The organism is Ekhidna sp., from assembly GCF_965227465.1.
Classification (GTDB): Bacteria; Bacteroidota; Bacteroidia; order Cytophagales; family Cyclobacteriaceae; genus Ekhidna.
Genome location: NZ_OZ245746.1, coordinates 3,499,413 through 3,525,148 on the forward strand (window position 1 = coordinate 3,499,413; position 25,736 = coordinate 3,525,148).

A 25,736-nucleotide genomic window follows, 5' to 3' on the forward strand; every position below is an offset into this window, starting at 1 on the left:
ATTAGATTTGCGCCCTCAAAAATTAATTACACAAATGAAAGAACTCCTTAAAAAATTTGAAAACAAGCAGCCTGAAATCGTTTTTGAGTGGTCAGATCCTGAAACGGATGCTGAGGGATGGGTGGTAATTAATTCCCTTAGAGGCGGTGCGGCAGGCGGAGGCACACGAATGAGAAAAGGATTGGATAAGCGTGAAGTTGAATCGTTGGCCAAGACCATGGAAATTAAGTTCACTGTGTCCGGCCCGCAAATTGGAGGTGCAAAATCCGGAATCAATTTTGATCCGAATGATCCAAGAAAAGAAGGTGTTCTTAAAAGATGGTACCATGCCGTTTACCCTCTCTTGAAAAATTATTACGGAACGGGGGGTGATTTAAACGTCGATGAAATACATGAAGTAATTCCAATTACGGAAGATTTTGGACTGTGGCACCCACAAGAAGGTATCGTAAATGGGCACTACAATCCACGTAAGCCTACGAAAATTCATATGCTTGGTAGATTGAGACAAGGAGTCTCTAAAGTCTTGGAGGATCAAGAATACGTCCCAAACTCTCCCAAAAAATATGTGGTCGCCGATATGATCACAGGTTATGGAGTAGCCGAAGCTGTGCGTCATTATTACGAAATTTGGAATGGAAATATTGGAGAGAAGAGAGCGATTATTCAAGGGTGGGGTAACGTAGGTTCGACTGCCGCTCTTTATCTGGCAAAGTATGGGGTAAAAGTTGTCGGAATCATTGACCGGGTTGGAGGTCTCATGAATCCTGATGGGTTTTCATTAGATGATATCAAGAGATTTTTCCATGATAAAGAGGGCAATAAGCTTGTTGCGGATGATCTGATCCCATTTGAAAAAATCAATGATGAGATCTGGTCCATGGGTGCGGAGATATTTATTCCTGCGGCAGCTTCACGGCTTGTTTCGAAGGAGCAAGCTGATGCTATGATCAATAATGATCTTGAAGTTGTTTCGTGTGGGGCCAATGTCCCGTTCAATGATCAGGAGATCTTTTATGGGCCAATCGCTGAGTTTGTAGATAAGAAAGTTTCTCTATTGCCTGATTTCATTGCTAATTGTGGGATGGCGAGAACATTTGCATTCTTAATGGATCCAAATAATGATGATGTGCTGACAGATGCGGATATTTTCAATGATTGTTCAAAAACAATAGGAGATGCTTTGAAGGCAGTTCATAACGAAAATAGCACCCGTGCAAACCTCGCTGAAACCGCCTTTACAATTTCATTAAATAAGCTTGTTTAAGAAGACTAGGTTTGTTTTTGTCTTTGCTAATGATATCTTTAGTATTAATCTGTAACGCCTAAGTATGATTCAACGAATTCTTGTTGTGCTGTTTTTCATGTGCGCGATTATGCTAGCCAATGCTAGCGACTATAATCCTGTGCAAGAAGAACAAGAGTCGCATCAAACGTTGGAGCATGATACTGGAGATGAAAATGCTCACGCATCAAAGAAACCGGCACTCTGGAGCGTGATACCTTTTGTGTTGCTTCTTTTGATGATAGCAACAGGGCCATTGTTTTACCCTCATTTCTGGCATAAGAGTTATCCTGTAATATCTATTATACTGGCCTTTCTGGTATGCACCTACTACCTCTTCTATTTACATAATGATCATAGCCCTGTTCATTCGGCAGCAGAGTACATCCAGTTCATCGCATTGCTGGCTGGTCTTTTTGTAGCTTCTGGCGGAATACTGATCAATGTTGACAAGGCCGCCAGGCCATTGACTAACGTAATTATTTTGGCAATAGGAGCTGTTATTGCAAACATCATTGGAACCACTGGAGCCTCCATGCTGCTTATAAGGCCTTTTATTAGACTAAACAAGAATCGAATTAAGCCATATCACATTGTGTTCTTCATTTTCATAGTGAGTAACGTAGGCGGCTCATTAACTCCAATAGGTGATCCTCCCCTTTTCTTAGGGTTTCTAAAAGGAATACCATTTGAGTGGACAATCATCCACAATTTGGTCCCATGGGCGATTGCATGTGTACTTCTACTCGTCTTTTTCTACTTCTTCGATATTCGAAATAAAACAAACTATGCGCTGATGCGCGGTGAAGTAGAAGAGGACGTCATACCGACCGGTAAAATATCTTTAGTAGGAAAAAGAAACTTCCTCTGGCTAGCAGTCGTAGTTGGTGCAGTTTTTCTTGACCCTAATGTATTTGATTGGGTGCCAGGCATTGAATATATGGGACAAAAATTTTCATATATCCGTGAAATAATAATGCTTTTAGCTGCATTTGGATCGTTCAGGTTTGCAGACCTTCAAGCTATTCAGGGGAATGAATTCAGTTTCGAGCCTATTCGGGAAGTGGCTTTTCTTTTCATTGGAATATTTTTTACCATGATGCCTGCATTAGAATTAGTGAGTGAGTTTGCTCAATCTCCTGAAGGCGAAAAATTGATTCGGCCAAGTACATTATATTGGGGAACAGGTATACTCAGTGGATTCCTGGATAATGCTCCTACATATGTCAATTTCCTGACTGCCTCTATGGCAAGTGTAGGTGCCGATGTGAATAAAATTAGTGAAGTCATTGCCTTTTCGAATAATGAGTATGCGGATTCATTACTTGACTTGATGGCTATTTCGCTTGGTGCAGTCTTTTTTGGTGCATTTACCTACATTGGTAATGGACCAAACTTTATGGTAAAGTCAATTGCTGAGCAAGTAGGTATCAAAATGCCATCATTCTTTTCTTATATCATTAAATTTTCCATACCTATCCTATTACCTATTTTGATAATAATCTGGTTAATCTTTTTTATGGGGCACTGACGTCTCAAAAGAAAGTAAGTTCGTATATCCTTTAAATTTTCTTTATTTGTGCTGAAATGATTAATTTGGATAAAGGCCTATATCACAGTCACCCATAAAAAATGCTGCTTAATTTATTTTCAGGTCAGAACGAGGGAATCCTATTTGGAGTGTTCGGTGTTATCATCGTTCTGTTTCTGATTGTAGACTTAGGTGTTTTTCATAAGAAACATCAAAAAGTCTCTCAAAAAGAGGCGCTTCAGCAATCAATTTTTTGGGTTCTTGTTTCTGTTGGATATGGTACATTGATCTATTTCTATGGTGAGGGATCGGGAGCTACTTTAGAGTTCTTCTCAGCCTATGTTACCGAAAAAGCTCTCTCGGTTGACAACATTTTCGTAATCCTGCTTATTCTTCGATACTTTAAGGTTAAGGAAGAATACTATCACAACATCCTATTCTGGGGAATTCTGGGCGCCATTGTTTTTAGAGCAGTATTCATTTTTGTAGGTGCTCTACTCATCGCAGAATTTCATTGGATTCTTTATGTTTTTGGTGTATTCCTTGTTTATTCAGGCATCAAATTGTTTAGTGAAGAAGATGACATGGAGCTTGAGCCTGAAAAGAATCCGCTTTTAAAGGCCGCAAAAAAAGTACTTCCAATGAGTACCACAGATAAGGGTGGTAAATTTTGGATTAGAGAAAAAGGTAAGTTGTTGTTTACTCCGTTATTCCTGGTAATCATCCTTATTGAGTCGACAGATTTAATTTTTGCAGTTGATTCTATTCCTGCCGCATTTGCGATTTCACAAAATGAATTTGTGATCTATACTTCAAATATTTTTGCTGTGATGGGACTAAGGGCAATGTTTTTCCTTCTCGCCAATGTCTTAGATAAATTTTACCTGCTTCAAAAAGGGCTTTCTATTGTTCTAATTTTCATAGGAGCTAAAATGCTAGCCGAAATTTTCGAGATTCATGTCCCTATTTACCTATCATTTGGTATCATCATAGGAGCGCTCGTGTTGGCCATAGGCCTCTCGCTTATGTTTCCAAGAGATGAGGATGAACCGGACGCTATTGAAGAGTAGCTCCCTGCTGAATAACCTTATTTTTCAAGGCTTTTAACACTTTCCATCACTTTGTCTCGCAATGAGTCTTTATATTTCTGAAGGTTGCTGGCAATCGCATTATCAGTAGCACCTACTATTTCAGCGGCCAAAATACCTGCATTTTTGGCCCCATCCAGCGCAACTGTAGCGACAGGTATACCTCCAGGCATTTGTAAAATGGATAAGATCGAATCCCAACCATCAATGGAATTACTTGATTTGACAGGAACACCGATAACAGGAAGGGTGGTCAAAGAAGCTACCATCCCAGGAAGATGCGCAGCTCCACCAGCCCCGGCAATAATCACCTGAAGACCTTTACCTCTTGCTCCTTCTGCATATTCAAGCATTCGGTGTGGAGTTCTGTGAGCTGAAACGATTGTCAGTTCAAATTCAACCCCAAGTTCTTTAAGTATATCAGCTGCTTGCTGCATAACAGGAAGGTCAGATTTGCTTCCCATGATTATTCCAACTTTCGGTGATGCCATTACGCTTTTACTTTTAATGTTTCCTTTACTTTCCTCGCCTTTAGTTTTAGATCTGATATGGAGTCATCAGTGATCGTTACATGACCCATTTTTCGAAAAGGCTTAGTCAATTTCTTTCCATAAAGATGCACATAAACTCCTTTCATTGCCATGCAGTCAGACATTCCCTCATACATGGCATTTCCTGTAAAATTATCCTCCCCCAATAAGTTTACCATCGCAGCTGGAGATATTAACTCGGTTGACCCTAAAGGAAGGTTCAGGATCGCCCTTAAATGCTGTTCAAATTGAGAGGTGAAATTTGCTTCAATCGTGTGATGGCCTGAATTATGTGTTCGAGGTGCAACTTCGTTTACCAACAGATCTCCATCTTTAGTCAGAAACATTTCAACCGCAAGCAAGCCGATCATGTCTAGTTTTTTGATGACATCTTTAGCGAGCTGGTAAGCCTTTTCTTCAATATCATTTGAGATCTGAGCGGGTGCAAAGAGAAACTCGACGAGATTATGTTCCGGATGATAGGACAGCTCAACTACCGGAAAGCATTGCATCTCGCCGGATTCATTTCTAGCAACGACTACACTGAGCTCTTTTTCAAAATCCACTAGTCTTTCAAGCAAGCCGGGCTTAGTAAAAGCTTTTTCCAAATCATTTGCTGTTCGAATCATTTGCACGCCTCTGCCATCATATCCTTCAGTCCCCAGTTTGTTTACCGCCGGTAACATTTCTTTGTGGTTTGCCACATCTTCTTTGCCTTCAGTAAGTACAAAATCGGAAGTGGGGATTCGATTCGCTTTATAAAAGGTTTTTTGCTTTCGCTTGTCCTGAATCAGCTCAATGATTTCAGGCTGTGGAAATACTTGTATTCCTTCATCCTGCAATTTTTTCAAGGCAGACACACTTACATTTTCTATTTCTATCGTAATGAGGTCAAATTGTTTCCCCCAATTGTAAACAGCTTGTTCATCTGTTAATTTTCCAACAGAAAAATGCTTCACCAGATGAGCGCATGGAGCATTTTCATCTGGATCTAAAATTGAAATATCAAGATTGTAATTGATTGCGGACTGGATCATCATTCGGCCAAGCTGACCGCCTCCAAGCACGCCAATTTTAATATCCGTAATGTCTTGTGTAGGCATGAGGCAAAGATAACTGTACAAAACGCAACTGGTAACTTTTCGTACTACCTTTAAGAAATGGATAAAAAAACCAAGAAATTAAAAAAGAAGAAAAAGGAAGAGCCTGTTGAAGAGACAGAGAAAGAAGTAAAGCCTGGCTTTCCTGAAGATGTTGATTTTAAAAAATTTTTAGGATGCGGAGGGTAAATATTTACGCTGAATGATCCACTCGGCAACAAACAGGTTTGGAACCCAACAAAACCATGCGATCACCTGATATGCCTCCGATGGCGATACTCCTCCAATAATCATGAGAGGCATAAAGATGCGAAGGGTAACGGCTCCCAGCGTAACTGCAAAGCTCCTGATCATCCACCTTTCGTGGGCCTCAATATCTTTACCCTTAATTTTAACAAAAGCTGCAAGAGTGAACGTAAACCAGCACAACGCCATCATCCCAAAACCTACGACATTGTTAAACCCACCATTGGCATAGAGTGCCATATAAAATGCAGCCGGTGAACTTACCAAAACTATTGCTATGATATATAGATAGCCTAACCTTCGATGCAAATTCAATTGTTTGGTCCTGAAGTTTTTAAGAAACTGAGTCCAGCCAAGACCCAATGCCACTGCCCCGCCGATAAAATGCATGTGAAAGGCAATCCTCCATATCAGAAAATCAGAAACCCCATTTGTTTTAAAAGAATAAAAGTCATCTCTGAAAAGATGAGATAATGCGTATAGAGCTACGCCGATACAGAGAAAACCATATATACCATTTCGGAACTTAACTGCTGCGCTTGTTTTCATAATTATTCAGAAATAAATATGCGTTTAACTCTATTACTTACGTTGGTAAGAATTTCATAAGGTATTGTACCGGCCCATTTTGCTAAATCCTCTATGCTTGGTTCGGAACCAAAGACTATTACTTCATCACCCTCTTTTACATTGGCATCCGTAACATCCAGCATGGTCATATCCATACATATATTCCCAATGGTTGGGCAAAGACTTTTATTGATACTCATTTTGGCATTACCGTTTCCAAAAATTCGAAGGTAGCCATCTTCGTATCCAATCGGTATAATCGCAATTTTACTCGCTCTTTCTACCTTCCCATTCCTTCCATACCCTACAGCTTCACCTGCTTTAACTTCCTGAATCTGAGAAACGATTGACTTAAGTTGGCTGGATTGCCGTAATTGTAATTTGTTTGTTGGATCAAATCCATGTAAGCCTATACCTAGCCGAACCATATCAAAATGGTATTGCGGCCATCGCACAATTCCCGCTGAGTTACAGGCATGCTTAATCGGTTGATACCCTAATGCGTTTGTTAATCGCTCATAAACCTCTTCAAACACCTGTGCTTGTTTAATTGTAAAATCGTCCTGAATTGATGAATCTGCACTTGAAAAATGGGTGAAAATACCTTCTACTTTTACATTGGGATTCATTTCTAATTTCTCAATAAGTTCATTGATCGTTTCATAGCTAAACCCAAGTCGATGCATTCCTGTATCTATCTTTAGGTGAATTTTTGGATGGTGTTTGGTATCCTTGAGCAGTCTATCCAGGTGTGCTAAGCTGAATACCTCAGCTTGAAGATCATACCTCTCGAATTGCTCAAAACTTTCAGTGTGAGGATTCATGATCATAATTGGAATGTTAATCCCATTCTTTCTAAGCTGAATCGCTTCATCGACATAAGCTACACCAAGCATATCCACACGCTGATGTTGTAGAAAGTTAGCCACCTCTAAAATTCCACTTCCATACGCGTTAGCTTTAACCATCACCATCAGCTTGGTCTCCGGCTTTAAGCGTACTTGATATTGACTTAAATTATGCTGCAATGATTCAAAATTGACCTCCAGAACAGTTCCATGACTTGTCTGCTCAAGTCGTTTTACCACTTTTTCTAATTCAAAATCCCGCGCTCCTTTTACTACAATCATCTCATCTTGAAAAGCTGGTAAGTTTTCAAGTAAATTATCTGTGTTTTTAAAAAAAAGAGAATTGTCTGGAAAATTGGCGTTGGCAGCACTGATCAGCGGCCCTACTCCTATCAGTCGGTTGATTTTTTTTTCTCTTAGCATTTTCGCAATATCCTGATAGAGCTCATCATCTGGTTTTCCTGACTGGAGAATATCTGATAAAATCAGTGTCCGATTTTCATTCTGTTTGTGTGACTCCAAATAATCTAGTGCTACCTTTAAACCTACCTCATCATTGTTGTAAGAATCATCTAGTATATAGGATCCATTTATTCCCTTCTTTAATTCAAGCCTCATAGGAACTATCTCGATAAGATCTATGCCTCTTTGAATTTGCTGCTGATTGAGTCCCATCTCCAATGCTGCAATAATGGAATGCGTCAAATTCTCAAGATGTGTTTTGCTTTGAAACTCGACATTGAAATTGAGCTTACCTACTCGAATAGTTTCATCTTCCCATTCGACATTATAATCGGCATTTCCTTGTAGACTCCAGCTAATCTTCTTATTTCCCAGCTCTTCTTCAATTAGCTCAAAATATTGGGTGTCCTTTCTAAAAAGGACTTTACCAGCCGAAGCAAATAGCTGCAGCTTTTCTTGCAGCTTTTCCCTCGTTGAAGAAAAGCCATGACTATGTGCCTGGCCAATGTTGGTAAAAATTCCGAAGGTTGGACTAATCATCCGGGCAAGATTTCTCATCTCTCCTTTTTGTGATATTCCCGCCTCAAAAACACCAATGTCATGCATGTTTTCAATTTCAAGTAGCGACAATGGCACACCAATTTGAGAATTATAGCTTTTAGGGCTTTTTACAACATAAAACTTCTTTGCGAGAATGGTAGATAACCACTCTTTCACAGTTGTTTTTCCATTGCTTCCTGTGATGCCAATTATTGGAATGTCGAAGTGTTTACGATGATATTCACCAATCTTTTGCAGCGCGTCAAGGCAGTTGTTTACCAAAAGAATATTTGAATTTGGTAATGCTAATTCTTTTTCGAGGATGAAATTCCGAACACCTTTATCCCATGCTGTTTTTGCATAATCATGGCCGTCTCGTTTTCCCTTAAGTGCTACGAAAACTTCATTCGAACTCCCAGAAATTATTCGAGTGTCCGTCGAGATTCCAGAGACTACTATATCCGAGTTTAGGTTAAGCCGGCCCTTGATAATATTAGGTAAGTGCGAGAAAAGCATGACCTAAATTATCAATTCCATTTCATATTGATTCACTTGATTTTGAAAACCGCAACGTTTTAAGAAAACATCAAACCCAACCTCATCTTCCGGTATATTCATAATGGTCAATCGCTTTTCAGATTGTTTTTGTGTTTGCATTAGTAGTGCCTCTCCAATGCCTTTTTGCCTATGTATCCTATCTACTGCAAGTTGTGAAATTCGCCCGATATGTGGTTGAAAAATCACATAACCAACGGTTTCATTTTCCTCTTTGGCTAGAAGAACTTTCTCGTACCCTCTTTTTAGATGCTCTGAACTATCAATAAATGATGGCTCAAAATCATTAAAATTAAAATTTACGTCTGTTATAGATCCTTCTATAATGTCGAACTTTACATGGCTTTCAAACGCCTCAGTCATTTTATAGCAATGGAACCTCCTCTTAAAGTTGAATCCAATTTTCTCATACAGAGAAATCGCTTTTTGATTGTTTTCCACTACCTCCAAAAGGATCCGGGCTAAGAATTTTTGTTGAATTTTAGGGATCAAAAACTCATACATGCTCTCAGCGGTTTTCTGATTTCTGAAGCCCGGTAAAACTCCTGTTCCACCATTGTACGCTGTAGGAATCCCTTGATACAGATTAGAACTATGCAAGATAAATCCTGTCATTTGATCTCCATCAAAAAATGCCGCTGAAATATCTCTATTGAAGAGAAGCTTTTTATGTAACCGATAAGAAAAATCCTGAGATGAAGGTTGGAATCTTACTTCATTATCCGTGAAGGCTGCTTTGAAGGTATCAAACAGCTTTTCAAAATCCCCTTCCGATATCAATCGTATATTCATCCAAACAAATCCTTAGTCATGGGAACCAACAAGGCAGTAAATTGTCTTATTACTTGCGGCGCTTATTAAAATTAAGCTTATCTGACCAAAAGGAAAACTTAGATCCTGATGCAACTAGACGAATTAGAAAAATGTATTGATCTGGAGATCGTAAAAACCGAAAAAAGACGATTAGAAATCTTCCTGGGCATTCTTATTATTGGTTTGGCCCTTTTAGTAACAAATATTTTATTTTTTCCCACAGCAATCTCGGATACCTTTATTGATGATCGTAGCATCAAGCTTGGCATCTACACATCAGCGGCATTTGTAGTTATTCTACTAATATCCCGTTGGATGGTTGGGAAAATAGCTGATTGCGAAAAACCATTGCCCATATGGTATAAATACTATTCTGTTATTTCAGATTCAATTGTACCCTTTATCTGGCTTTTTTTTATTATTAAATGGGAAGGAAACGGAATATTTCTGGACTCCCCGTTGATTTTCATTTTTGTCCCCATAATTATCGTTTCAGCCCTTTACCTTAACTTCTGGATAAGCTTTCTTAATGGAGTACTTATAGCGATTACGTACATTGTTATTATATACTGGACTTTTGAAAATTACGATACCTCCTCCATGTTGCCATCAATCGTTTATTATACAAAAGCAATCATGTTTTTACTTGCAGGAACATGTGCGGGACTAGTAGCTAAAGAAATAAATAAAAGACTTACCGTAGCTATAAAGTCGCAGGAAGAGCGGGATCAAATTGAATTACTTTTTAGTAGACAAGTATCAAAAGAAGTTGTACAGGCACTCACAGAGGCAGGGGGTGCCAGCTTCAAAATAAAAGCCTCAGTTCTGTTTCTGGATATTCGAGATTTCACAAAAAGAGTGCAGAGTTTGTCTCCTGAAGAGGTTAATAAATTCCAAAACAAGTTTTTTGGACCGATCATGGATTGTATTCATGACAATCAAGGAATGATCAACCAGATCATGGGCGATGGTCTTATGGCCTCATTCGCATCTCAGGATGGTGATACACCAGAAAATGCTTTTAAAGCAGCCAGAGACATCTTGTCTAAGATAAGTCAGATGAATAAATCTGATTGGAACGACGAAATAAAAGTAGGAATCGGCATTCACAATGGTGAAATTATAGCGGGTAATATTGGAAATAGCACTCGACAACAGTTTTCCATTTCAGGGGTTCCAGTAATTACAGCAGCACGCTTAGAACAAATGACCAAGGACTATCAATGCTCATGGTTGGTGTCTGCTAACTTTTATGAAGAAGTCAAACACCTTGCGAAAAATGGTACATCTTTGGGTGCGGTAAAACTAAAGGGGATAGATCAAGAGATGGAAATTATTAAACTGGCATAAAGTGAAGTTATTCGATAGAGATCTAAGCTGGCTCTCATTCAATTATCGGGTTCTCATGGAAGCAATGGACAAATCAGTACCATTGTTAGAAAGATTAAGATTTATAGCAATTTACTCATCTAATCTGGATGAATTCTTTAGGGTACGAGTAGCAAACATCCGGAATATCAAGCAGATAGATAAGAAGAAGATCAATAGGCGTGTTGATTTCAATGCAGATGAATTACTGGGTGAAATTCACAGGGAAGTAAGTCACCAGTTGAATGAGTATGGTAATGCTATGGATGAAATAATCCAAAATCTCAAAGCAAAAAAACATTTTATATGCACGCATATCGATCAAATTCCTCCAGAGCTTCTTCCTGAACTACTGCACTATTTTAAAACCAAAGTCTCTGCTTTTCTACACCCAATTTCATTAGACCGTGCTGAGAATTTATTCCTGGACAATCGTGCAATTTATCTTGTAGTGACAGCACAATCGAATAAGGCGTTTGTGCTAAAGATTCCATCCGACAAGCTCGGTCGGTTTTCCAGACATCAATTAGAAAACAAGACGTATTACATATTTCTGGATGATGTGATAAGGCTACACTTGGATGTTTTATTCCCTGATCTGGATGTCAATCAAGCTTACTCCATCAAGCTTAATAAAGATGCTGACCTTCAGATAGATGATGAATTTGAAGGGAATCTCGTTCGAAAGATTGAGAAGCAAATTCAAAAAAGAAATCTGGGTGTTCCTTCCAGATTCCTATTTGATCTGGCAATGGATAATGAGCTATTGTCAAAACTTACCACTAAACTGGACCTCTCCCCCGAAGATATAGTTACGGGTGGAAGGTATCATAATTTGGATGACTTCTTTCAAATCCAGATCAATGAAGATGAGTTGATTTATGAAAATCGAAAACCTATTTCAGTGGCTGGTTTGGATGAAAGTAGATCTATATTAAAATGTATCGAGCAAGAGGACTATTTATTGCATTTCCCTTATCAATCTTACGACTATGTATTACAGTTTTTCAATGAAGCCTCTGTTGACCCTGAGGTTACGGAGATAAACGTAACTTTCTACAGAATGGCGAAAGATTCTTTAATAGGAGAATCATTAATAAGCGCGGCTAAGAATGGTAAAAAAGTATCTGTTTTCATGGAAGTGAAAGCACGATTTGATGAAGAAAACAACCTGGAATGGGCAAGAAAAATGAGAGGAGCCGGGGTAAAAATCATCTATAGTTTGCCAGGCTTAAAAGTTCATGCCAAAGTAGCTTTGGTGAAAAAGAGCCATAAAATGTATGGTTTTTTCGGCACGGGAAATCTGAATGAAAAAACTTCAGAAATTTATTGCGATCATGGACTATTCACTATCCATGAAGGTATGACTTCAGAACTCTCAAATCTATTTCAACACCTCCTCACAAAATATACTCCACCTCCATTTAAGCATTTAATTGTTTCACAATTTGGAGCTTATGAGCATTTTATGAGTAAAATTGACCGAGAAATTCTTCACACGGAAGCTGGAAAAGAAGCTCGAATTATTGTTAAGGTCAATAACCTTCAGGAATCTGAATTGATCAATAAACTTTATGAGGCAAGTGAAAAAGGAGTAGATGTGAAATTGATAGTGAGGAGTATTTGTTGCCTAATTCCAAATGACAACTTGAAGGTGAAGAGAATTGTAGATCGAAACTTGGAGCATGGAAGGGTCTTTTACTTTCACAATAAAGGCAACCAAGAAATATATTTGGGCTCAGCGGATTGGATGAATCGCAACCTTCATCGTCGTATTGAAGTCTGTTTTCCTATTACAAATGATCCGATGAAGCAAGAGATTCTCTCGATACTCAAATTTCAATGGCAAGATGATGTGAAAGGCGTATGGCTCTCCCCTCAAATGAGAAATGAAAGGCCAAAAAGTGAGTATGGTGTCAGAGCTCAGTCAGCTACTTATGAATATCTGAAAATCAATATGGATAAGGAGATTTGAAAAAGAGTTCGGCTATTATGAACCCCAGGATCGCCAAAACAAATCCAAACATAAAGATCGTATAACTTATTCGGAGCAGTCGATACTTTTTTCCAAGAACAGCCCCTAGAAAATAAATGTCTTTAATCATGCTACCATACAGGTAGTCAGCATCCTTTAACATCTCTGTCATCCCCCATTTATAATCTTTTAATGTCATTCGATGAAAGTTCCCAAAAAATAGAAGATTTGCCTTCTTGTCAATGATATCTTCATGCTTAAACTTACCTGAAGTGACGTTTGGGCGTGTTGCTAATACCGCAAATACAATTGTGGTTAAACAAACCAGGGTTAATAAAACGGCAGGAATTGTCATATGTGGATATTCTTCCAACTTCCTGATTAAAACAGAAACAAGAACGGATAAAATAATCGAATTAATAGAAATCATAATGTTCGCCTTATTATCAGCGATGGCGCTTAGCTCCATATGATTCTTAGAGGTGGTTCGAAACATCGTTTCAATACCTCTGGTAGGTTTCAGTTCCTTGGCCTCTTTTATTTGCTTCTTAAGCTTAGAGACCTTATTCTCAAGTTTATCTACTTTTTCGCTTTCTTCCATGACTTTAAGCGATCTCTAACTTTTTTTAGGTTTTCTTTCACCGCTGACTCGTAGTTCTTACGGGCATAATCCGTAAAAAAACAATGTTTATCTAAGAACTCTTGATTCATTTTAAGCCACTCAGATTCTGAAATTTTACAAACCTTCGTTTTTTCAATCTCCTTGTGAAGCAAGTCGGCTTTAGCAAAATAATTGTGATCTGCTAAGTGCATCATGTCAGCATCACAAATAATACGTTCAAGTAAATTTTTTGGCTTCTGAGGCATCTGAGTAGCCATTATACAATCGGCTACTTTCGTAATTTTCTCACTCGCATACCCTTGCGCACTCAAAAAATCTCTCGCCATTTGAGCTCCATTTTTCTCATGACTTTCACACCCTTTGGTGTAACCTAAATCATGAAACCAGGCTGCTATGTGGACTATTTCTGTATCCTCCTCACTCAAGCCCTGCTGTTCGGCTATTTCCAGAGCTGACGCCACTACATCCATCGTGTGATTGATGGAATGGTAGGTCATATTCTCTGGTAGTTCCTGAGATAGAACTTTAACCGAATAATCCTTTACGAGACCAATAATTAAACTCTCAGTCATTTTCCTTTCTAATCCTTCACAAAATAGAACAAAAATTAGGCAATTTAGTGTTGTACCCTTGACATTTTAGATCAACCTATGATTTTCATAAAGAACATAGCCCCTATTTTATTGTTCATCTTGCTAATTTTTTTTAACCAAGGTTGCTCAAGTTCCACGTTTGGGCAGCATGCAGATAGCTTATTCCTTGTAAATGAAAACCTGAACCTGACATACGATTTAAAAAGCCCGACGGATAGACACTATTTACCATACGTACTAGAAGAGGTTTCTGGGTTATCCTTCAAATCTCCAGCTCAATTATTAGCCATTGACGATGAGTCTGGAAAGCTCTTTGAATATGATATTAAAAAGAAACAAATCATCCATTCAATCGGTTTCGCAAAGGCAGATGATTACGAAGGAGTAGAGTTGGTTGGAAATGACATCTACGTTTTGAAGCATGATGGAGATGTCTTTCATTTTCAATACACTGAAGCAAAGCAAACAGAATCAAAAAAATATGAAACAGCCTTACACGACAATAATGACACAGAAGGTTTGGGCTATGATGCGGTTAAGAATATTTTGTTGATTGCATGCAAAGAGGATGGACACTTGGGCGATAAGAAAATGCCTGGAAGAGGTTTTTACACCTTTGACATTGACACCAAAACACTAGGAACTGAACCGTACTTTGTAATCGGACCAAAAGAATTAGAGGCATTCTGGGAAGCTCACCGTGCATTTGATTATGATCAAGAAAGAATAAAGTTTAAACCATCTGCCATAGCAACTCATCCATTGACAGGAAATTATTACATCCTTTCTTCGGTAGGAAAGATGCTCCTCGTTGTAAGTAAAACCGGAAGTATTTTAGCAACATATCCTATATCACCAAGAATTTTAGGACAACCGGAAGGTATTTGTTTTTCTACTGACGGTACCATGTTTATTAGTAGTGAAGGTGAGGGCGACCGTGGGTATATTTTAGAATTTGAAATGAAAAAAACAGGCACGTGAGAAAATTAGCATTTCTAATTACGCTAATTCCCGGGATCCTCTGGAGCCAGAAGATCTATCTGATGGGTGATGCCGGTGAGCCTAAAAATCCAGATCCCAATCTAACATTGCTTAGGGAGCAAATAGCAAATGCTACCTCCAGTGATTTTCTCATATTTCTGGGAGATAACCTCTATCCCAAGGGACTTCCTGAAAAGGAACACCCTAAAAGAGTGGAAATGGAAAATAAGTTGATTCCTCAGCTGGAAATCATGAAAGAATTTCCCGGCCAAGCTTATATCATCCCAGGAAATCATGATTGGGCTCAGGGAAGAAACTACGGGTGGGAGCGCGCGCTCAACATGGAAAAATTTGTTCGAGACTATTTTGATGGCAAGAATGTGTTTCTTCCAACTGGTGGCTGTCCGGGTCCATACGAAATCCCGATGGGAGAAAAGTCCACACTTATCATCCTAAATACTCAATATTTTCTCCATAGATGGGACAAGCCAGATGAGGATGACAATTGTAATAACAAATCCACGATTGAAGCATTAGAAGATCTGAATGCCATTATAAAACGGAATGCGGGTAAGCACCTGCTAATTGCTGCTCATCACCCCATTTATACTTACGGTGAACACCATGGGAATTTTAGCTTGAAAGACCACATGAAACCCTTTCCCATTTTGGGAAGTTTACAGCCCCTTTTTAGAAGACTGATCGGAAACATACAGGACAATACTCACCCAAAATATAGAGCCATATCGAATGAAATAGTAGCTTCAATGGATGAGGCCGAAGAGGTCGTTTATGCCAGCGGTCATGAGCATTCACTCCAACTTATTCAAAGAGATGGGCATCACTTCATCGTTAGCGGGTCAGGCTCAAAAGTCACACATGTGAAAAAAGGAAAGGGAAGCCTTTTTGCTAAAAAAGAACAGGGATTTGCCGTCATAAACTTTCAAGAATCAGGAAGCGCCTCAGTTAAATACTGGGGAATAGATGGTGGTTTACTATTTGAAACCGATCTCTATAAAAAAGAGCTTCAGGAAACCATTCAGGAATTGGCTCCACTTGATTTTTCGGACAGCACTGTTACAGTTGCCGCGAGTCGTAAATATGAGGGAGACAAAGGAAAGTATCGGTGGCTTGGAAAAAACTACAGAGATGTATGGAGCACTCCCATAGAAGTAGAAGTGTTTGACATTGGGACAGAAAAAGGGGGATTGGATGTAGTCAAAAAGGGTGGTGGAATGCAAACTAAATCACTACGGTTAGTTGCCGAGGATGGACGAGAATATGTACTAAGGTCTATCGAAAAGTTTCCTGAAAATGCCATTCCAACAGCTCTTCAAAAAACGTTCGCTCAGGATATTGTAGAAGATCAAATCTCCGCATCGCACCCTTACGGTGCATTCATCGTTCCTCCACTTGCAGAAGCGGTGAACATATACCATACCAATCCTAAACCCGTTTTCATCCCGGATGATCCCAGGCTGGGACAATTTCAAAATACGTTTGCCGGCACGCTAGCGCTGTATGAGGAACGTCCAAATGAAGCAGCATCAAGAGATGCTTATTTTGGAGGTGGCGAAGACATTGATGGGACAGATACGGTAATTGAAAATTTGAGAGAGGATAATGACAATGAAGTAGATCAAAATTTTGTTGTTAGAAATCGAATATTCGATATGTGGATTGGTGATTGGGATCGGCACGATGATCAGTGGAGGTGGGCTCAAATTGATAAGGAGAAGGGAAATATATACCGACCAATCCCAAGAGACCGTGATCAGGTATTTTTCATTAATGAAGGCATCATCCCAAAAATAGCCGCTCGAAAATGGGCTTTACCTAAGATTGAAGGGTTTGATGATGAGGTCGATTGGGCTCCAGGGTTAAGTCAAAATGCACGTTTTTTTGACCGGACATTTATGAATGAACCAGACTGGGAAGATTGGCAAGAACAAATCCGGTTTCTAAAGAACAACCTGACCGATGATGTCATTGAAAATGCGATAACTAATTGGCCCGACCCTATTGAGGAGCTTACAGGAAAAAGAATTGCTAGTAGTCTGAAAGCCAGAAGGGCGAACATGGAATCCTATGCACGGGAACAGTATTTATTTCTGGCTAAAGAGGTTGAAATAACCGGCTCAGATAAGCATGAATACTTTCTGATTGAACATTTAAGCGAAAGTGAAACAAAAGTGATCGTTAGGAAAAGAGAAAAAGATGGAGATCTAGAACAAGTCATCTATGAGCGGTTGTTTAAAACTGATGAAACAAAAGAGATTCGTCTTTACGGTTTTGATGGAGAAGATGTCTTTGAAATCAAGGGGTCAGACTCAAAAATTAAAGTCCGAATCATTGGTGGTACAGACAAAGACTTAATCATTAATGGAAATGCTGATGAAAAACTGTCAAAAGTGAAAGTTTACGATCGCTACAAGAGCACCAGAGTGCAAGGAAACCTTAAAGGAATCTTAAAACTCAGCAAAAATCCGGAAGTAAATAGATATGACAGAAAAGCCTTCAAATATGATATTTTGATGCCTTTGGTTACCGCTGCATTGAACCCTGATGATGGTGTGTTTTTAGGAGGCGGCTTTGCTTATACGAAACATGGATGGAGAAAAGAACCTTTTGCTGCCAAACACACCTTCACTGCCATAGGGGCCTTTGAAACCGGCTCATTCCAGTTTAACTATGCCGGAGACTATACCAATGTATTTGGAAGGTGGGGATTGAACACATCCATTTTATGGCAGGAACCTTTTTTTGTAAATAACTACTTTGGTGTCGGTAATGAATCCGAATTTTTGATGGATCAATTTACCGCTCCGGATGATGACCCCATTGACTATTATCGAGTACGGATGGATCGATTTGAGCTAAACGCAGGGATATCAAGAAGCGTAGGACCCAAAGCCAAATTCTACATAACTCCCGGATATAAATCTGTTGAAGTTGAAAATACTCCTAATCGATTTATATCTGATCAACCGAATGATGTTGATGATTTTAAAACCAATCAGTTTGCAAGAATTGTTAGTGGGATATCATTTGACTCCAGAGATAATAAGGTGCTCCCGAGGGCAGGAATGACTGCAAAAGCAGAGATAGAACACCTGGAAGCAATTACAAACTTTTCAGAAAACACCACACGACTTAGTGCAGAATGGGCTTTTTACCTTACCGCCAGGCTACCATCTCGATTAGTCATTGCTAATAGAGTAGGTGCAGCTCACATTGCTTCTAATAAGTTTGATTTCTTCAATGCAAATATTTTGGGAGGAAGGACTAACCTCAGAGGGTTTAGAAGAACACGATTTTATGGACAAACCTCTTTCTACCATAATTTAGATTTAAGGCTTAAAATCGCGTCATTTAGAAGCTACATATTCCCCGGACAGTTTGGATTACTGGCTTTTCACGATACGGGCAGGGTATGGATTGATGGAGAAAATTCAGACAAATGGCACACGGGAAAAGGGTTTGGTGTATGGGTTAGTCCGCTTAATTCTGTTGTCCTCAATTTTAATTATGCTTTTGGAGATGATGAGAATTTACCAACCCTTTATATGAGCTTCTTTTTCTAAAAAAAGAAATCCCTCCGATGAAGAGGGATAACCTTATTATTCTACTACCTCTCCCTGAAAGTACAAATACGTATATTCATCAGAATCTGAAGTCTTTATTCGGATGTTTTTCTTAAAAGCACCTAATTTACCGGACTTGAAATTGGCAGAGATTGAGGCCGTTTCACCCGCTTTTATTTCGCTATCTGGAAATTCAATTTTTGTACAGCCACATGAACCTTTTGCCTCTACAATTTTAATAGCTGAAGCGCTCGTGTTCGTAAACTCAAAATTCAATTCAGATACCTCCTCTTTTGACACCTGACCCAGGTCGATTGAAGTGGTTTTCCATTTAAGTGGAGTCATGCCTGCTACAACAGCTACTGCAATTCCAAGCATTAAGATAAAAGTTGCTTTTCTCATATATTTTAAAAATTTAGTTTGTCCAAATGTGGATTGTGAACAACCAATTCTATGTTAATGACCTCTTAATGATTGTTAATGAGTTGTTAAACCCAATTTCCAACCATAAAGAGTAGTTACTTTTGGATCTATGAGGAATGTACATATCCGGGTTTTAGTCATTCTTGCAGTTCTCTCACTTCTGGGCATAGTTGGCACTCAGGTTTTTTGGCTCAACCGTGCCATCGCACAACAAGACCAGGTGTTCAACTACAATGTGCAGGTAGCACTGAGAAATGTGGTTGAGTCTCTATGTGAAGCCAACGGAAAAGATTTTCCTGCTGTTAATCCAATTGAACAAGTATCAGGTAATTACTTTATTGTCAGAACAAATGACAAAATTGACCTTACTAATCTAGAATATTTAATATCTGCAGAAATCAAGAAAAGATCGATTTCACAGGATTTTGAATATGGGGTATACGACTGTGCTAATGATCGTATGGTGTATGCCGAAAATGTCAGGCTTGGAGGAGAAAGAAGTCAAGACATAATGCCAGTTCTGAAAAACGATGAGTACTATTTTGGGATCTATTTTCCCGATAAATCAAGAAGTCTGATTGCCGGATTTGATCTCTGGAAATTCACGTCAGCAATATCGCTTGTGGTGATCATATTCTTTGGGTTTGCACTCTTTGTCATATTAAGGCAGAAAAGACTCAGTGAGGTCCAACGAGATTTTATCAATAACGTAAGTCACGAGCTGAAAACCCCTTTAGCTACACTCTCACTAGCATCCTCGACTTTAGCTGAAAGAAATACAGAAGGAAATAATAAGTATGTTCAAATCATAAAAAAGGAAGTTTCCAGACTTCAAAAAAATGTGGAGGATATTCTACATTCGTCACTTGCTGAAAGTGATGCGACAATAAAAAAAGAGCTGGTCGATATTGATCAATTTTTAGATCCATTGATCAAAGAGGTTAAAGAGCAATATTCTAATCAAATGATTGATTGGAAATTGACCATCAGTATCTCAAAGCAGATTTACACCAACCTGAAATTATTAGAAAATATTTTACGCAACCTGATTGATAATGCGGTTAAATATGGAGGAAAAGAGATATCGATTGAAGCTCATCAAAGTGATAAAAAAACGGAAATATCCATAAGTGATAATGGATCAGGTATAGCTCCGGAATATCAAAAACAAGTATTTAAAAAATTCTTCAGAGTACCTGAAAACAACAATCAGCATAATCAGAAAGGGTTTGGTCTTGGACTGCATATTGTGGCCTCAGAGGTTAAAAAGTTAAAAGGAAAAATATCACTTAAATCCAAACCTGGTGTTGGGAGTACATTCAAAATAACGATACCAAATGGCTAAAATCTTACTTGCAGAGGATGATGAAAATCTTGGATTTATGATTGAAGATAACCTTCAAACGTTGGGTCATGATGTCAGGTGGAGCAAAGATGGAATTCAGGCTATCGAGGAATTCCAGAAAGGTTCTTTTGAAATCTGCGTACTCGACGTAATGATGCCTAAAATGGATGGATTTGAACTTGCCGCTAAAATTCGAGAAGTTGATAACTTCATCCCAATACTGTTTCTAACTGCAAAATCTCAAGAATCAGATCGATTGTCAGGGTTCGAAGTTGGTGGTGATGATTATGTAGCAAAGCCTTTTTCTATGAAAGAACTTGAGTATCGAATCAATGTCTTTTTGAGAAGAAATATATCAAAAGATAAAACCCAGCCAACTCAAAAACTGGATTTTGGGCAGTCCACATTTGATGAGAAAAATCTGATTTATACCTATCAGGATCACCGACAATCACTGACCCAAATGGAGGGTAGCCTCCTGAGCCTCCTTATCCGAAATAAAAACGAGCTCCTAAAAAGAGAAGTAATCCTGGAAACGATATGGGGTGAAAATGATTATTTTAAAGGAAGAAGTTTAGATGTCTTTATAACTCGTCTCAGAAAGTACTTAAAAGAGGATAGTACGTTAGAAATTAGGAATCATCATGGAGTTGGATTTTGTCTAATTATTTCAGACTAAGCAAAAGCAAAATAAAAAAGCCGATTCCTCTCTGAGAATCGGCACATAAACATGCTTAATTAATTACGATTTTTTTGGTCAGTCGCTTTCTTCCCTGACTTATTTCCAGCAGATAAATTCCTTCCTTTTGACCAGATAAGTCAATCATTTCAGAATATTGGCCACCAAATCTTTCAAAGTATCTGCTAAATACTTCTTTACCTTCCAGGCTGGAAACTTTAATACTTAGCTCTCCCTCATCCATGACATTAAATCGAACCTTAAACCGGCCATTGGATGAAGGATTTGGATAAAAACTCAGATCTTCCAATTGCAGCAAATTTCCATTGTCAACCTTCCCCTTTTTTCCAAACTCATCATCCACATCAGAAATCTTAATCCGTTTTAATTCGATCACTCGAACATGGCGTTTACTATCCGAATGTTTGAATCTATTGAGCATCTTATCAAGTTCAATACCAAGGCTTTTCATATGTTCCTTATATTCCTCTAAGTCCATGTCATCTAATTGAAGGTTAAAAAAGCCTTCAATCGAATCTCCATCAATACTTCTAAAAAAGAAATTTTCATCATCCGCATCATCGCCAAAGAATTTGAAAAATGACTTATTATGATCTCGCATTTGGTCAAGATGTAAAAACACATCGTCCCCATCATTGTCTCCAAACCAAAAATTGAAATCCTCTTGATCACCCGCAAACTCCCGATAATTTGGATCAGCATGCATCTCTTCGGTGCTGTTATATTCTCCTTTAAAGGTTTTTTTTTCACCGTTTATGTTCTTGGTGATTTCTACGATGATTTTTCCATCGTCATTTTTCTGTGCCATTGCACTACCCGATAGTGCCATGGCCAGCATTAGTATTAAAGATTTCGTTTTCATATTATTCTGAGTTTTGAATCTAAAATTTAGATAATCGAAAGTACGCACTCAGCTTGTATGTTGCTGTTAATCAGTCGTTAATCCTTGTTAAAAATGGTTAAAGATGAACTACACTTGACGCATCATCGTATTTTTGGGATATGCAGCGAAAGACACTTAGATGGATAATCGGATTAATGGGGCTCGCCATGATTGGGCTGATCTCCTTTCAACTCTATTGGATTGATTCGTTAGTGGCGGCAAACGAGGAGCGGTTCCGAAAGGACGTGCTGGATGCACTAAATACAGTTGCGAATAAACTCGAGAAGCAGGAGACCTATGCAGCGCTACAGAAACTAAACTATCTCAACTCACCGATTCATGAAAGGAATGAAGAAAATATCCGTTTAAGACAAATTCAGGAAGAAAAAAGAAGAGTTTCAGGTAAAACAGAAATAATCAGACAGGGGAATCAACAGATATTCTTTTTTGCAGATACAGTAAACGAGGGTGGCTTTGAATTCGTAGTGAATTTTTCAAGTATCGCTGATAATTATTTTTACGAGCAAGTTCCGCCACCTCCGGGAACAAACATCGAACAAATGATTGATGAGCGAGATGTGAAAATAGAACAGCTGGAAAATAAGCTGGCGAAGGTTTCGCGCAAATATGAGCTTACATTTGATGTTGTCAAGGATTTGATGGGTCCAAATCGATCGATCTCTTCGAGATTCAATCCAAATCAGCTGGATTCTCTTCTCAAGAATGAGCTAAACAGTAAAGGAATAGATATAGATTATGATTACGGAGTTTTACAACCTCACGCGGATCAGTTTTTACTTTTGACACGAAATCAAAAAAAACCTGATTTGGAACGAAGTGATCTCAGAGCTTCCTTGTTTCCAAATGATATATTCGGAAATGATAGCATGCTCATCATTGATTTTCCAGGAAAACAAGGCTACCTCATGAGCAAAGTATGGTCTGCAATGGTCAGCTCAGGATTTTTGGTAGTAGTAATCCTGTTTTGCTTTGGATATAGCATTCGTACCATTGTGCGTCAGAAAAAGCTATCTGAGATGAAGAATGATTTCATTAACAATATGACTCATGAGCTCAAAACCCCGATATCTACCGTCTCATTGGCAGTGGAAGCTTTGAACGATAAAGACATTGAGCAGAGTAAGCTTAGAAGTAAGTACATCAAAGTAATAGGAGAAGAGAATAAACGGTTAGGCGATCAGGTAGAGAAAGTACTTCAAATAGCCGCAATTGATCGGAAAGATTATAATTTGAAGCAGGAGCTTATTCGCATGAGCGATATGGTGAAGAGTGCTGCCGATCATATTGCCATACAAGTAGAGCAAAGAGGAGGGCGGCTTAATATGATTGAAAAAGCAGAGAAGGATGTCATTCAAGGTGACGAAATGCATCTCACCAATATCATACTTAATCTGTTAGACAATGCGAATAAGTATTCTCCGGAAGCCCCGAATATTACGCTGCGAACAGCTTCAGATGAGGAAGATTTCATCATTTCTATTCATGATAAAGGGATTGGGATGACACGCGAACAGCAAAAACATATTTTTGAAAAATTTTATCGGGTCCCTACCGGAGATTTACACAACGTCAAGGGATTTGGATTAGGTCTTGCCTATGTACAACGAATTGTTGAGGCTCACGGGGGCAAAATTCATGTAGACAGTGAACCCGGAAAAGGAAGTAAATTTTCAATCACTTTACCATTAGCAAATGAAGCCTAGATTATTAATAGTAGAAGATGACCCCAATCTTGGAGAAATTTTGAGTGAGTATCTCGGACTAAAAGGATTTGACACAACCCTCAAGAGAGATGGTGAAGAAGGAGGGGTAGCATTTCAAAAGGATACTTTTGACCTTTGCATACTGGATTTGATGATGCCTAAAAAAGATGGCTTCACTTTGGCCAAAGAAATAAGACAGCAGGACGATGAAACTCCAATTATTTTCTTGACCGCCAAGTCAATGAAACAAGACATCATCAAAGGTTTTACCATTGGCGCTGACGACTACATGACCAAGCCTTTTAGCATGGAAGAATTGCTCTTAAGAATTCAGGCAGTGTTGAAGAGGTCTGTAAAAAAGGAGGATGAAGAACCTTTCCCCAACCCTTTTGAAATAGCGAATCTCACCTATTATTATCAGGAAAATAGGCTCATTACTCCTAAAAGGGAAATCAATCTTACAACCAAGGAAAATGAGCTTTTAAAAATATTTTTTGAGAATGTAAACAAGACAGTAGAGCGTAGCATAGCATTAAAAAAAATCTGGAAAGATGATAGCTATTTTAATGCAAGAAGCATGGATGTCTATATCGCGAAAATCAGAAAATACCTTCAGGATGAACCTAGCCTCAAAATACTTACAATTCACGGAGAAGGATTCAAATTAGTGGAAGTAAATTGAGTCAAATCTGACCAAGATTTAGTAACTTTAGAAGAAGCGTTTTTCTATTTAAGGACCAATTCTAACTTATTATGCTATTAGTACCATCAATATCCGTTATTGAAGGCAGAACAATTCGCCTCACTCAAGGAGACTACTCAAGTGAAAAAGTCTATGAGAATACCCCAATTGATGTCGCTAAACAATTTGAAGATCATGGAATTTCACGCATTCATTTGATTGATTTAGATGGTGCCAGAAAAGGTACTTCAGTAAATTATGACATCCTTCATATGGTGTCTGCATACACAGATTTGAAGATTAATTTTACAGGAGGCCTACATACAGACGGAGACGTCCTCAAGGCATTTGAGTATGGAGCAGAGAGTATAACTGCTGCATCAGTAGCCGTATCCAATAAAGAACAATTTGCAAATTGGTTGATGTCGTATGGTAGAGAAAAAGTGGCGTTAGCTGCAGATAGTCTTAAAGGAAAAATCAGGATAAGAGGCTGGCAAAAAGCCACATCCAAAGATCTTTTTAGTCATATCTCTTACTTCTACGATAGAGGTTTGAAATATCTGAAAACAACCGACATATCGAAAGATGGAGCTATGGAAGGACCTTCTTTTGATCTTTATAAAAAGCTGTTAGCTGAATTTCCCGACCTATGCATATTTGCTAGCGGAGGTGTGAGACAAATGGACGACATAAAAAAGCTCCGTGACCTTGGACTATACGGAGTTATTTTTGGAAAGGCATTTTACGAAGGATCCATATCACTGGATGATATTGACAACTACCAGGCAATAGTAGCCTAGGGAGACTCCTCTGTATCATATTTAAACTTATACAGGAAGTAGAAAATAAAGTTGTATTTGCTAACTGAATCGTCTTCCAATGAATCAACTTTAGCATCAGAATTCTCAATATTTATTGAATTGGTTCGGCCACCTTCATTTTGTGAAGAATTAGCTTCAGAAGATTCAATTTGTAGGTTTTGATCGGATTCGGATCCCACTTCACCGTCTGGACGAATCATTGTTTGATTCGATTTTCTTCTTCCGTCCTGCTCTTGCTCCTGATAATTGCTACTAGAATTAGCTAGTGCTAAGTTAACTGCGAAAACAGTTATGAGAGCAGTCCATATGTGTAGGTATCTTCTCAAGATTTTCATCTTAATCAACAAAGTAACGAAAAAAACGGTTGAAGGTTTACTTTTTTAAAAAAACTTAATCTGCATTTTGTACTAAATAATGATCAAGTATAAATGAAATTAGATGACTTTGATTCTAATATAATCAAACAG

Annotated in this window: 23 protein-coding genes; 13 read left to right on the forward strand and 10 right to left on the reverse strand. The window is 38.5% G+C overall.

The features are described 5' to 3' along the window. Positions 1–34 precede the first annotated feature (34 nt). From ACO05G_RS15555 to ACO05G_RS15565, 3 genes are all read left to right on the forward strand, one after another. Positions 35–1,267 carry a Glu/Leu/Phe/Val dehydrogenase dimerization domain-containing protein gene (locus tag ACO05G_RS15555; protein WP_421763570.1) on the forward strand — a complete coding sequence of 411 codons (1,233 nt, stop codon included), beginning with the start codon at positions 35–37 and terminating at the stop codon, positions 1,265–1,267. 64 nt (positions 1,268–1,331) lie between these two features. After that, positions 1,332–2,816 carry a sodium:proton antiporter gene (locus ACO05G_RS15560; protein ID WP_421763571.1) on the forward strand — a complete coding sequence of 495 codons (1,485 nt, stop codon included), beginning with the start codon at positions 1,332–1,334 and terminating at the stop codon, positions 2,814–2,816. Between the two features lie 101 nt (positions 2,817–2,917). After that, positions 2,918–3,886 carry a TerC family protein gene (locus ACO05G_RS15565; RefSeq protein ID WP_421763572.1) on the forward strand — a complete coding sequence of 323 codons (969 nt, stop codon included), beginning with the start codon at positions 2,918–2,920 and terminating at the stop codon, positions 3,884–3,886. 17 nt (positions 3,887–3,903) lie between these two features. Here the strand turns inward: ACO05G_RS15565 and purE are convergent, their stop codons facing one another. Both purE and ACO05G_RS15575 read right to left on the reverse strand, forming a co-directional pair. Beyond that, positions 3,904–4,395, reverse strand: a complete 492-nt coding sequence (gene purE, locus ACO05G_RS15570) for a 5-(carboxyamino)imidazole ribonucleotide mutase (protein WP_421763573.1) — start codon at positions 4,393–4,395, stop codon at positions 3,904–3,906. Beyond that, positions 4,395–5,537: a 5-(carboxyamino)imidazole ribonucleotide synthase gene (locus ACO05G_RS15575; protein ID WP_421763574.1), complete on the reverse strand. Its 1,143-nt coding sequence runs from the start codon at positions 5,535–5,537 to the stop codon at positions 4,395–4,397. The genes purE and ACO05G_RS15575 overlap by 1 nt, the downstream gene beginning before the upstream one ends. 57 nt (positions 5,538–5,594) lie before the next feature. Between ACO05G_RS15575 and ACO05G_RS15580 the strand changes: the two genes are divergently transcribed. Further along, positions 5,595–5,723 (forward strand): hypothetical protein, encoded by a 129-nt coding sequence (locus ACO05G_RS15580; RefSeq protein WP_348281707.1) that lies wholly within the window; start codon positions 5,595–5,597, stop codon positions 5,721–5,723. Here ACO05G_RS15580 and ACO05G_RS15585 read toward each other — a convergent pair. Genes ACO05G_RS15585 through ACO05G_RS15595 form a run of 3 tightly spaced genes read right to left on the reverse strand, consistent with a single transcriptional unit; the run spans position 5,706 to position 9,547 of the window. Next, positions 5,706–6,329 carry a DUF2306 domain-containing protein gene (locus tag ACO05G_RS15585; protein ID WP_421763575.1) on the reverse strand — a complete coding sequence of 208 codons (624 nt, stop codon included), beginning with the start codon at positions 6,327–6,329 and terminating at the stop codon, positions 5,706–5,708. The two genes, ACO05G_RS15580 and ACO05G_RS15585, sit on opposite strands and share 18 nt — an antisense overlap. Before the next feature lie 2 nt (positions 6,330–6,331). Next, positions 6,332–8,716, reverse strand: coding sequence for a bifunctional UDP-N-acetylmuramoyl-tripeptide:D-alanyl-D-alanine ligase/alanine racemase (locus tag ACO05G_RS15590; RefSeq protein ID WP_421763576.1), 2,385 nt, complete (start codon positions 8,714–8,716; stop codon positions 6,332–6,334). Between the two features lie 3 nt (positions 8,717–8,719). After that, positions 8,720–9,547, reverse strand: coding sequence for a GNAT family N-acetyltransferase (locus ACO05G_RS15595; protein WP_421763577.1), 828 nt, complete (start codon positions 9,545–9,547; stop codon positions 8,720–8,722). A gap of 108 nt (positions 9,548–9,655) precedes the next feature. Here ACO05G_RS15595 and ACO05G_RS15600 point away from each other — a divergent pair, with 108 nt between their 5' ends. Both ACO05G_RS15600 and ppk1 read left to right on the forward strand, forming a co-directional pair. After that, positions 9,656–10,918 carry an adenylate/guanylate cyclase domain-containing protein gene (locus ACO05G_RS15600; protein WP_348281703.1) on the forward strand — a complete coding sequence of 421 codons (1,263 nt, stop codon included), beginning with the start codon at positions 9,656–9,658 and terminating at the stop codon, positions 10,916–10,918. 1 nt (position 10,919) lies between these two features. After that, entirely contained in the window at positions 10,920–12,911 is a 1,992-nt protein-coding gene (gene ppk1 / locus ACO05G_RS15605) for a polyphosphate kinase 1 (RefSeq protein ID WP_421763578.1), read from the forward strand. Here the strand turns inward: ppk1 and ACO05G_RS15610 are convergent. Together ACO05G_RS15610 and ACO05G_RS15615 are read right to left on the reverse strand one after the other, a co-directional pair. Then, positions 12,889–13,512 (reverse strand): Pycsar system effector family protein, encoded by a 624-nt coding sequence (locus ACO05G_RS15610; protein ID WP_348281701.1) that lies wholly within the window; start codon positions 13,510–13,512, stop codon positions 12,889–12,891. The two genes, ppk1 and ACO05G_RS15610, sit on opposite strands and share 23 nt — an antisense overlap. Further along, positions 13,491–14,105 (reverse strand): HD domain-containing protein, encoded by a 615-nt coding sequence (locus tag ACO05G_RS15615; RefSeq protein WP_421763579.1) that lies wholly within the window; start codon positions 14,103–14,105, stop codon positions 13,491–13,493. Before ACO05G_RS15615 ends, ACO05G_RS15610 begins: the two co-directional genes overlap by 22 nt. A 78-nt stretch (positions 14,106–14,183) precedes the next feature. Here ACO05G_RS15615 and ACO05G_RS15620 point away from each other — a divergent pair, with 78 nt between their 5' ends. Then, entirely contained in the window at positions 14,184–15,107 is a 924-nt protein-coding gene (locus ACO05G_RS15620) for an SdiA-regulated domain-containing protein (RefSeq protein ID WP_421763580.1), read from the forward strand. Continuing rightward, entirely contained in the window at positions 15,104–18,691 is a 3,588-nt protein-coding gene (locus tag ACO05G_RS15625; RefSeq protein WP_421763581.1) for a BamA/TamA family outer membrane protein, read from the forward strand. Before ACO05G_RS15620 ends, ACO05G_RS15625 begins: the two co-directional genes overlap by 4 nt. A 36-nt stretch (positions 18,692–18,727) precedes the next feature. Here the strand turns inward: ACO05G_RS15625 and ACO05G_RS15630 are convergent, their stop codons facing one another. Further along, the gene (locus ACO05G_RS15630) at positions 18,728–19,093 is read right to left on the reverse strand and encodes a DUF1573 domain-containing protein (RefSeq protein ID WP_348281697.1); all 366 of its coding nucleotides are present in this window, start codon (positions 19,091–19,093) and stop codon (positions 18,728–18,730) included. A gap of 130 nt (positions 19,094–19,223) precedes the next feature. Here ACO05G_RS15630 and ACO05G_RS15635 point away from each other — a divergent pair, with 130 nt between their 5' ends. Together ACO05G_RS15635 and ACO05G_RS15640 are read left to right on the forward strand one after the other, a co-directional pair. Then, entirely contained in the window at positions 19,224–20,459 is a 1,236-nt protein-coding gene (locus ACO05G_RS15635; protein WP_421763582.1) for a sensor histidine kinase, read from the forward strand. Then, the gene (locus ACO05G_RS15640) at positions 20,452–21,138 is read left to right on the forward strand and encodes a response regulator transcription factor (RefSeq protein ID WP_421763583.1); all 687 of its coding nucleotides are present in this window, start codon (positions 20,452–20,454) and stop codon (positions 21,136–21,138) included. Before ACO05G_RS15635 ends, ACO05G_RS15640 begins: the two co-directional genes overlap by 8 nt. Positions 21,139–21,193: 55 nt before the next feature. Here the strand turns inward: ACO05G_RS15640 and ACO05G_RS15645 are convergent, their stop codons facing one another. Then, positions 21,194–22,021, reverse strand: coding sequence for a T9SS type A sorting domain-containing protein (locus ACO05G_RS15645; protein WP_421763584.1), 828 nt, complete (start codon positions 22,019–22,021; stop codon positions 21,194–21,196). Between the two features lie 140 nt (positions 22,022–22,161). Between ACO05G_RS15645 and ACO05G_RS15650 the strand changes: the two genes are divergently transcribed. The 3 genes from ACO05G_RS15650 (at position 22,162) to ACO05G_RS15660 (ending at position 25,248) form a co-directional block, all read left to right on the forward strand. Beyond that, positions 22,162–23,766: a sensor histidine kinase gene (locus ACO05G_RS15650; RefSeq protein ID WP_421763585.1), complete on the forward strand. Its 1,605-nt coding sequence runs from the start codon at positions 22,162–22,164 to the stop codon at positions 23,764–23,766. Then, complete coding sequence (locus ACO05G_RS15655) at positions 23,756–24,448, forward strand: response regulator transcription factor (protein ID WP_421763586.1); 693 nt, start codon at positions 23,756–23,758, stop codon at positions 24,446–24,448. The genes ACO05G_RS15650 and ACO05G_RS15655 overlap by 11 nt, the downstream gene beginning before the upstream one ends. Before the next feature lie 71 nt (positions 24,449–24,519). After that, positions 24,520–25,248 (forward strand): HisA/HisF-related TIM barrel protein, encoded by a 729-nt coding sequence (locus ACO05G_RS15660; RefSeq protein ID WP_421763587.1) that lies wholly within the window; start codon positions 24,520–24,522, stop codon positions 25,246–25,248. On the opposite strand, the gene ACO05G_RS15665 is transcribed toward ACO05G_RS15660, so the two are convergent. Then, a complete protein-coding gene (locus ACO05G_RS15665) occupies positions 25,245–25,595 on the reverse strand; it encodes a hypothetical protein (RefSeq protein WP_421763588.1) in 351 nt (116 codons plus the stop codon). The genes ACO05G_RS15660 and ACO05G_RS15665 overlap by 4 nt on opposite strands. Positions 25,596–25,736 lie beyond the last annotated feature (141 nt).

What these genes read in the sequence shown, in the direction of transcription:
- ACO05G_RS15645 (WP_421763584.1), bottom strand. Translation starts at nt 22,021, where the DNA reads ATGAAAACGAAATCTTTAATACTAATGCTGGCCATGGCACTATCGGGT.
- ACO05G_RS15585 (WP_421763575.1), bottom strand. Translation starts at nt 6,329, where the DNA reads ATGAAAACAAGCGCAGCAGTTAAGTTCCGAAATGGTATATATGGTTTT.
- ACO05G_RS15565 (WP_421763572.1), top strand. Translation starts at nt 2,918, where the DNA reads ATGCTGCTTAATTTATTTTCAGGTCAGAACGAGGGAATCCTATTTGGA.
- ACO05G_RS15660 (WP_421763587.1), top strand. Translation starts at nt 24,520, where the DNA reads ATGCTATTAGTACCATCAATATCCGTTATTGAAGGCAGAACAATTCGC.
- ACO05G_RS15600 (WP_348281703.1), top strand. Translation starts at nt 9,656, where the DNA reads ATGCAACTAGACGAATTAGAAAAATGTATTGATCTGGAGATCGTAAAA.
- ACO05G_RS15580 (WP_348281707.1), top strand. Translation starts at nt 5,595, where the DNA reads ATGGATAAAAAAACCAAGAAATTAAAAAAGAAGAAAAAGGAAGAGCCT.
- ACO05G_RS15595 (WP_421763577.1), bottom strand. Translation starts at nt 9,547, where the DNA reads ATGAATATACGATTGATATCGGAAGGGGATTTTGAAAAGCTGTTTGAT.
- ACO05G_RS15635 (WP_421763582.1), top strand. Translation starts at nt 19,224, where the DNA reads ATGAGGAATGTACATATCCGGGTTTTAGTCATTCTTGCAGTTCTCTCA.
- ACO05G_RS15560 (WP_421763571.1), top strand. Translation starts at nt 1,332, where the DNA reads ATGATTCAACGAATTCTTGTTGTGCTGTTTTTCATGTGCGCGATTATG.
- ACO05G_RS15620 (WP_421763580.1), top strand. Translation starts at nt 14,184, where the DNA reads ATGATTTTCATAAAGAACATAGCCCCTATTTTATTGTTCATCTTGCTA.
- ACO05G_RS15655 (WP_421763586.1), top strand. Translation starts at nt 23,756, where the DNA reads ATGAAGCCTAGATTATTAATAGTAGAAGATGACCCCAATCTTGGAGAA.
- ACO05G_RS15630 (WP_348281697.1), bottom strand. Translation starts at nt 19,093, where the DNA reads ATGAGAAAAGCAACTTTTATCTTAATGCTTGGAATTGCAGTAGCTGTT.
- ACO05G_RS15555 (WP_421763570.1), top strand. Translation starts at nt 35, where the DNA reads ATGAAAGAACTCCTTAAAAAATTTGAAAACAAGCAGCCTGAAATCGTT.
- ACO05G_RS15575 (WP_421763574.1), bottom strand. Translation starts at nt 5,537, where the DNA reads ATGCCTACACAAGACATTACGGATATTAAAATTGGCGTGCTTGGAGGC.
- ACO05G_RS15650 (WP_421763585.1), top strand. Translation starts at nt 22,162, where the DNA reads ATGCAGCGAAAGACACTTAGATGGATAATCGGATTAATGGGGCTCGCC.
- ACO05G_RS15615 (WP_421763579.1), bottom strand. Translation starts at nt 14,105, where the DNA reads ATGACTGAGAGTTTAATTATTGGTCTCGTAAAGGATTATTCGGTTAAA.
- ACO05G_RS15590 (WP_421763576.1), bottom strand. Translation starts at nt 8,716, where the DNA reads ATGCTTTTCTCGCACTTACCTAATATTATCAAGGGCCGGCTTAACCTA.
- ACO05G_RS15640 (WP_421763583.1), top strand. Translation starts at nt 20,452, where the DNA reads ATGGCTAAAATCTTACTTGCAGAGGATGATGAAAATCTTGGATTTATG.
- purE (WP_421763573.1), bottom strand. Translation starts at nt 4,395, where the DNA reads ATGGCATCACCGAAAGTTGGAATAATCATGGGAAGCAAATCTGACCTT.
- ACO05G_RS15610 (WP_348281701.1), bottom strand. Translation starts at nt 13,512, where the DNA reads ATGGAAGAAAGCGAAAAAGTAGATAAACTTGAGAATAAGGTCTCTAAG.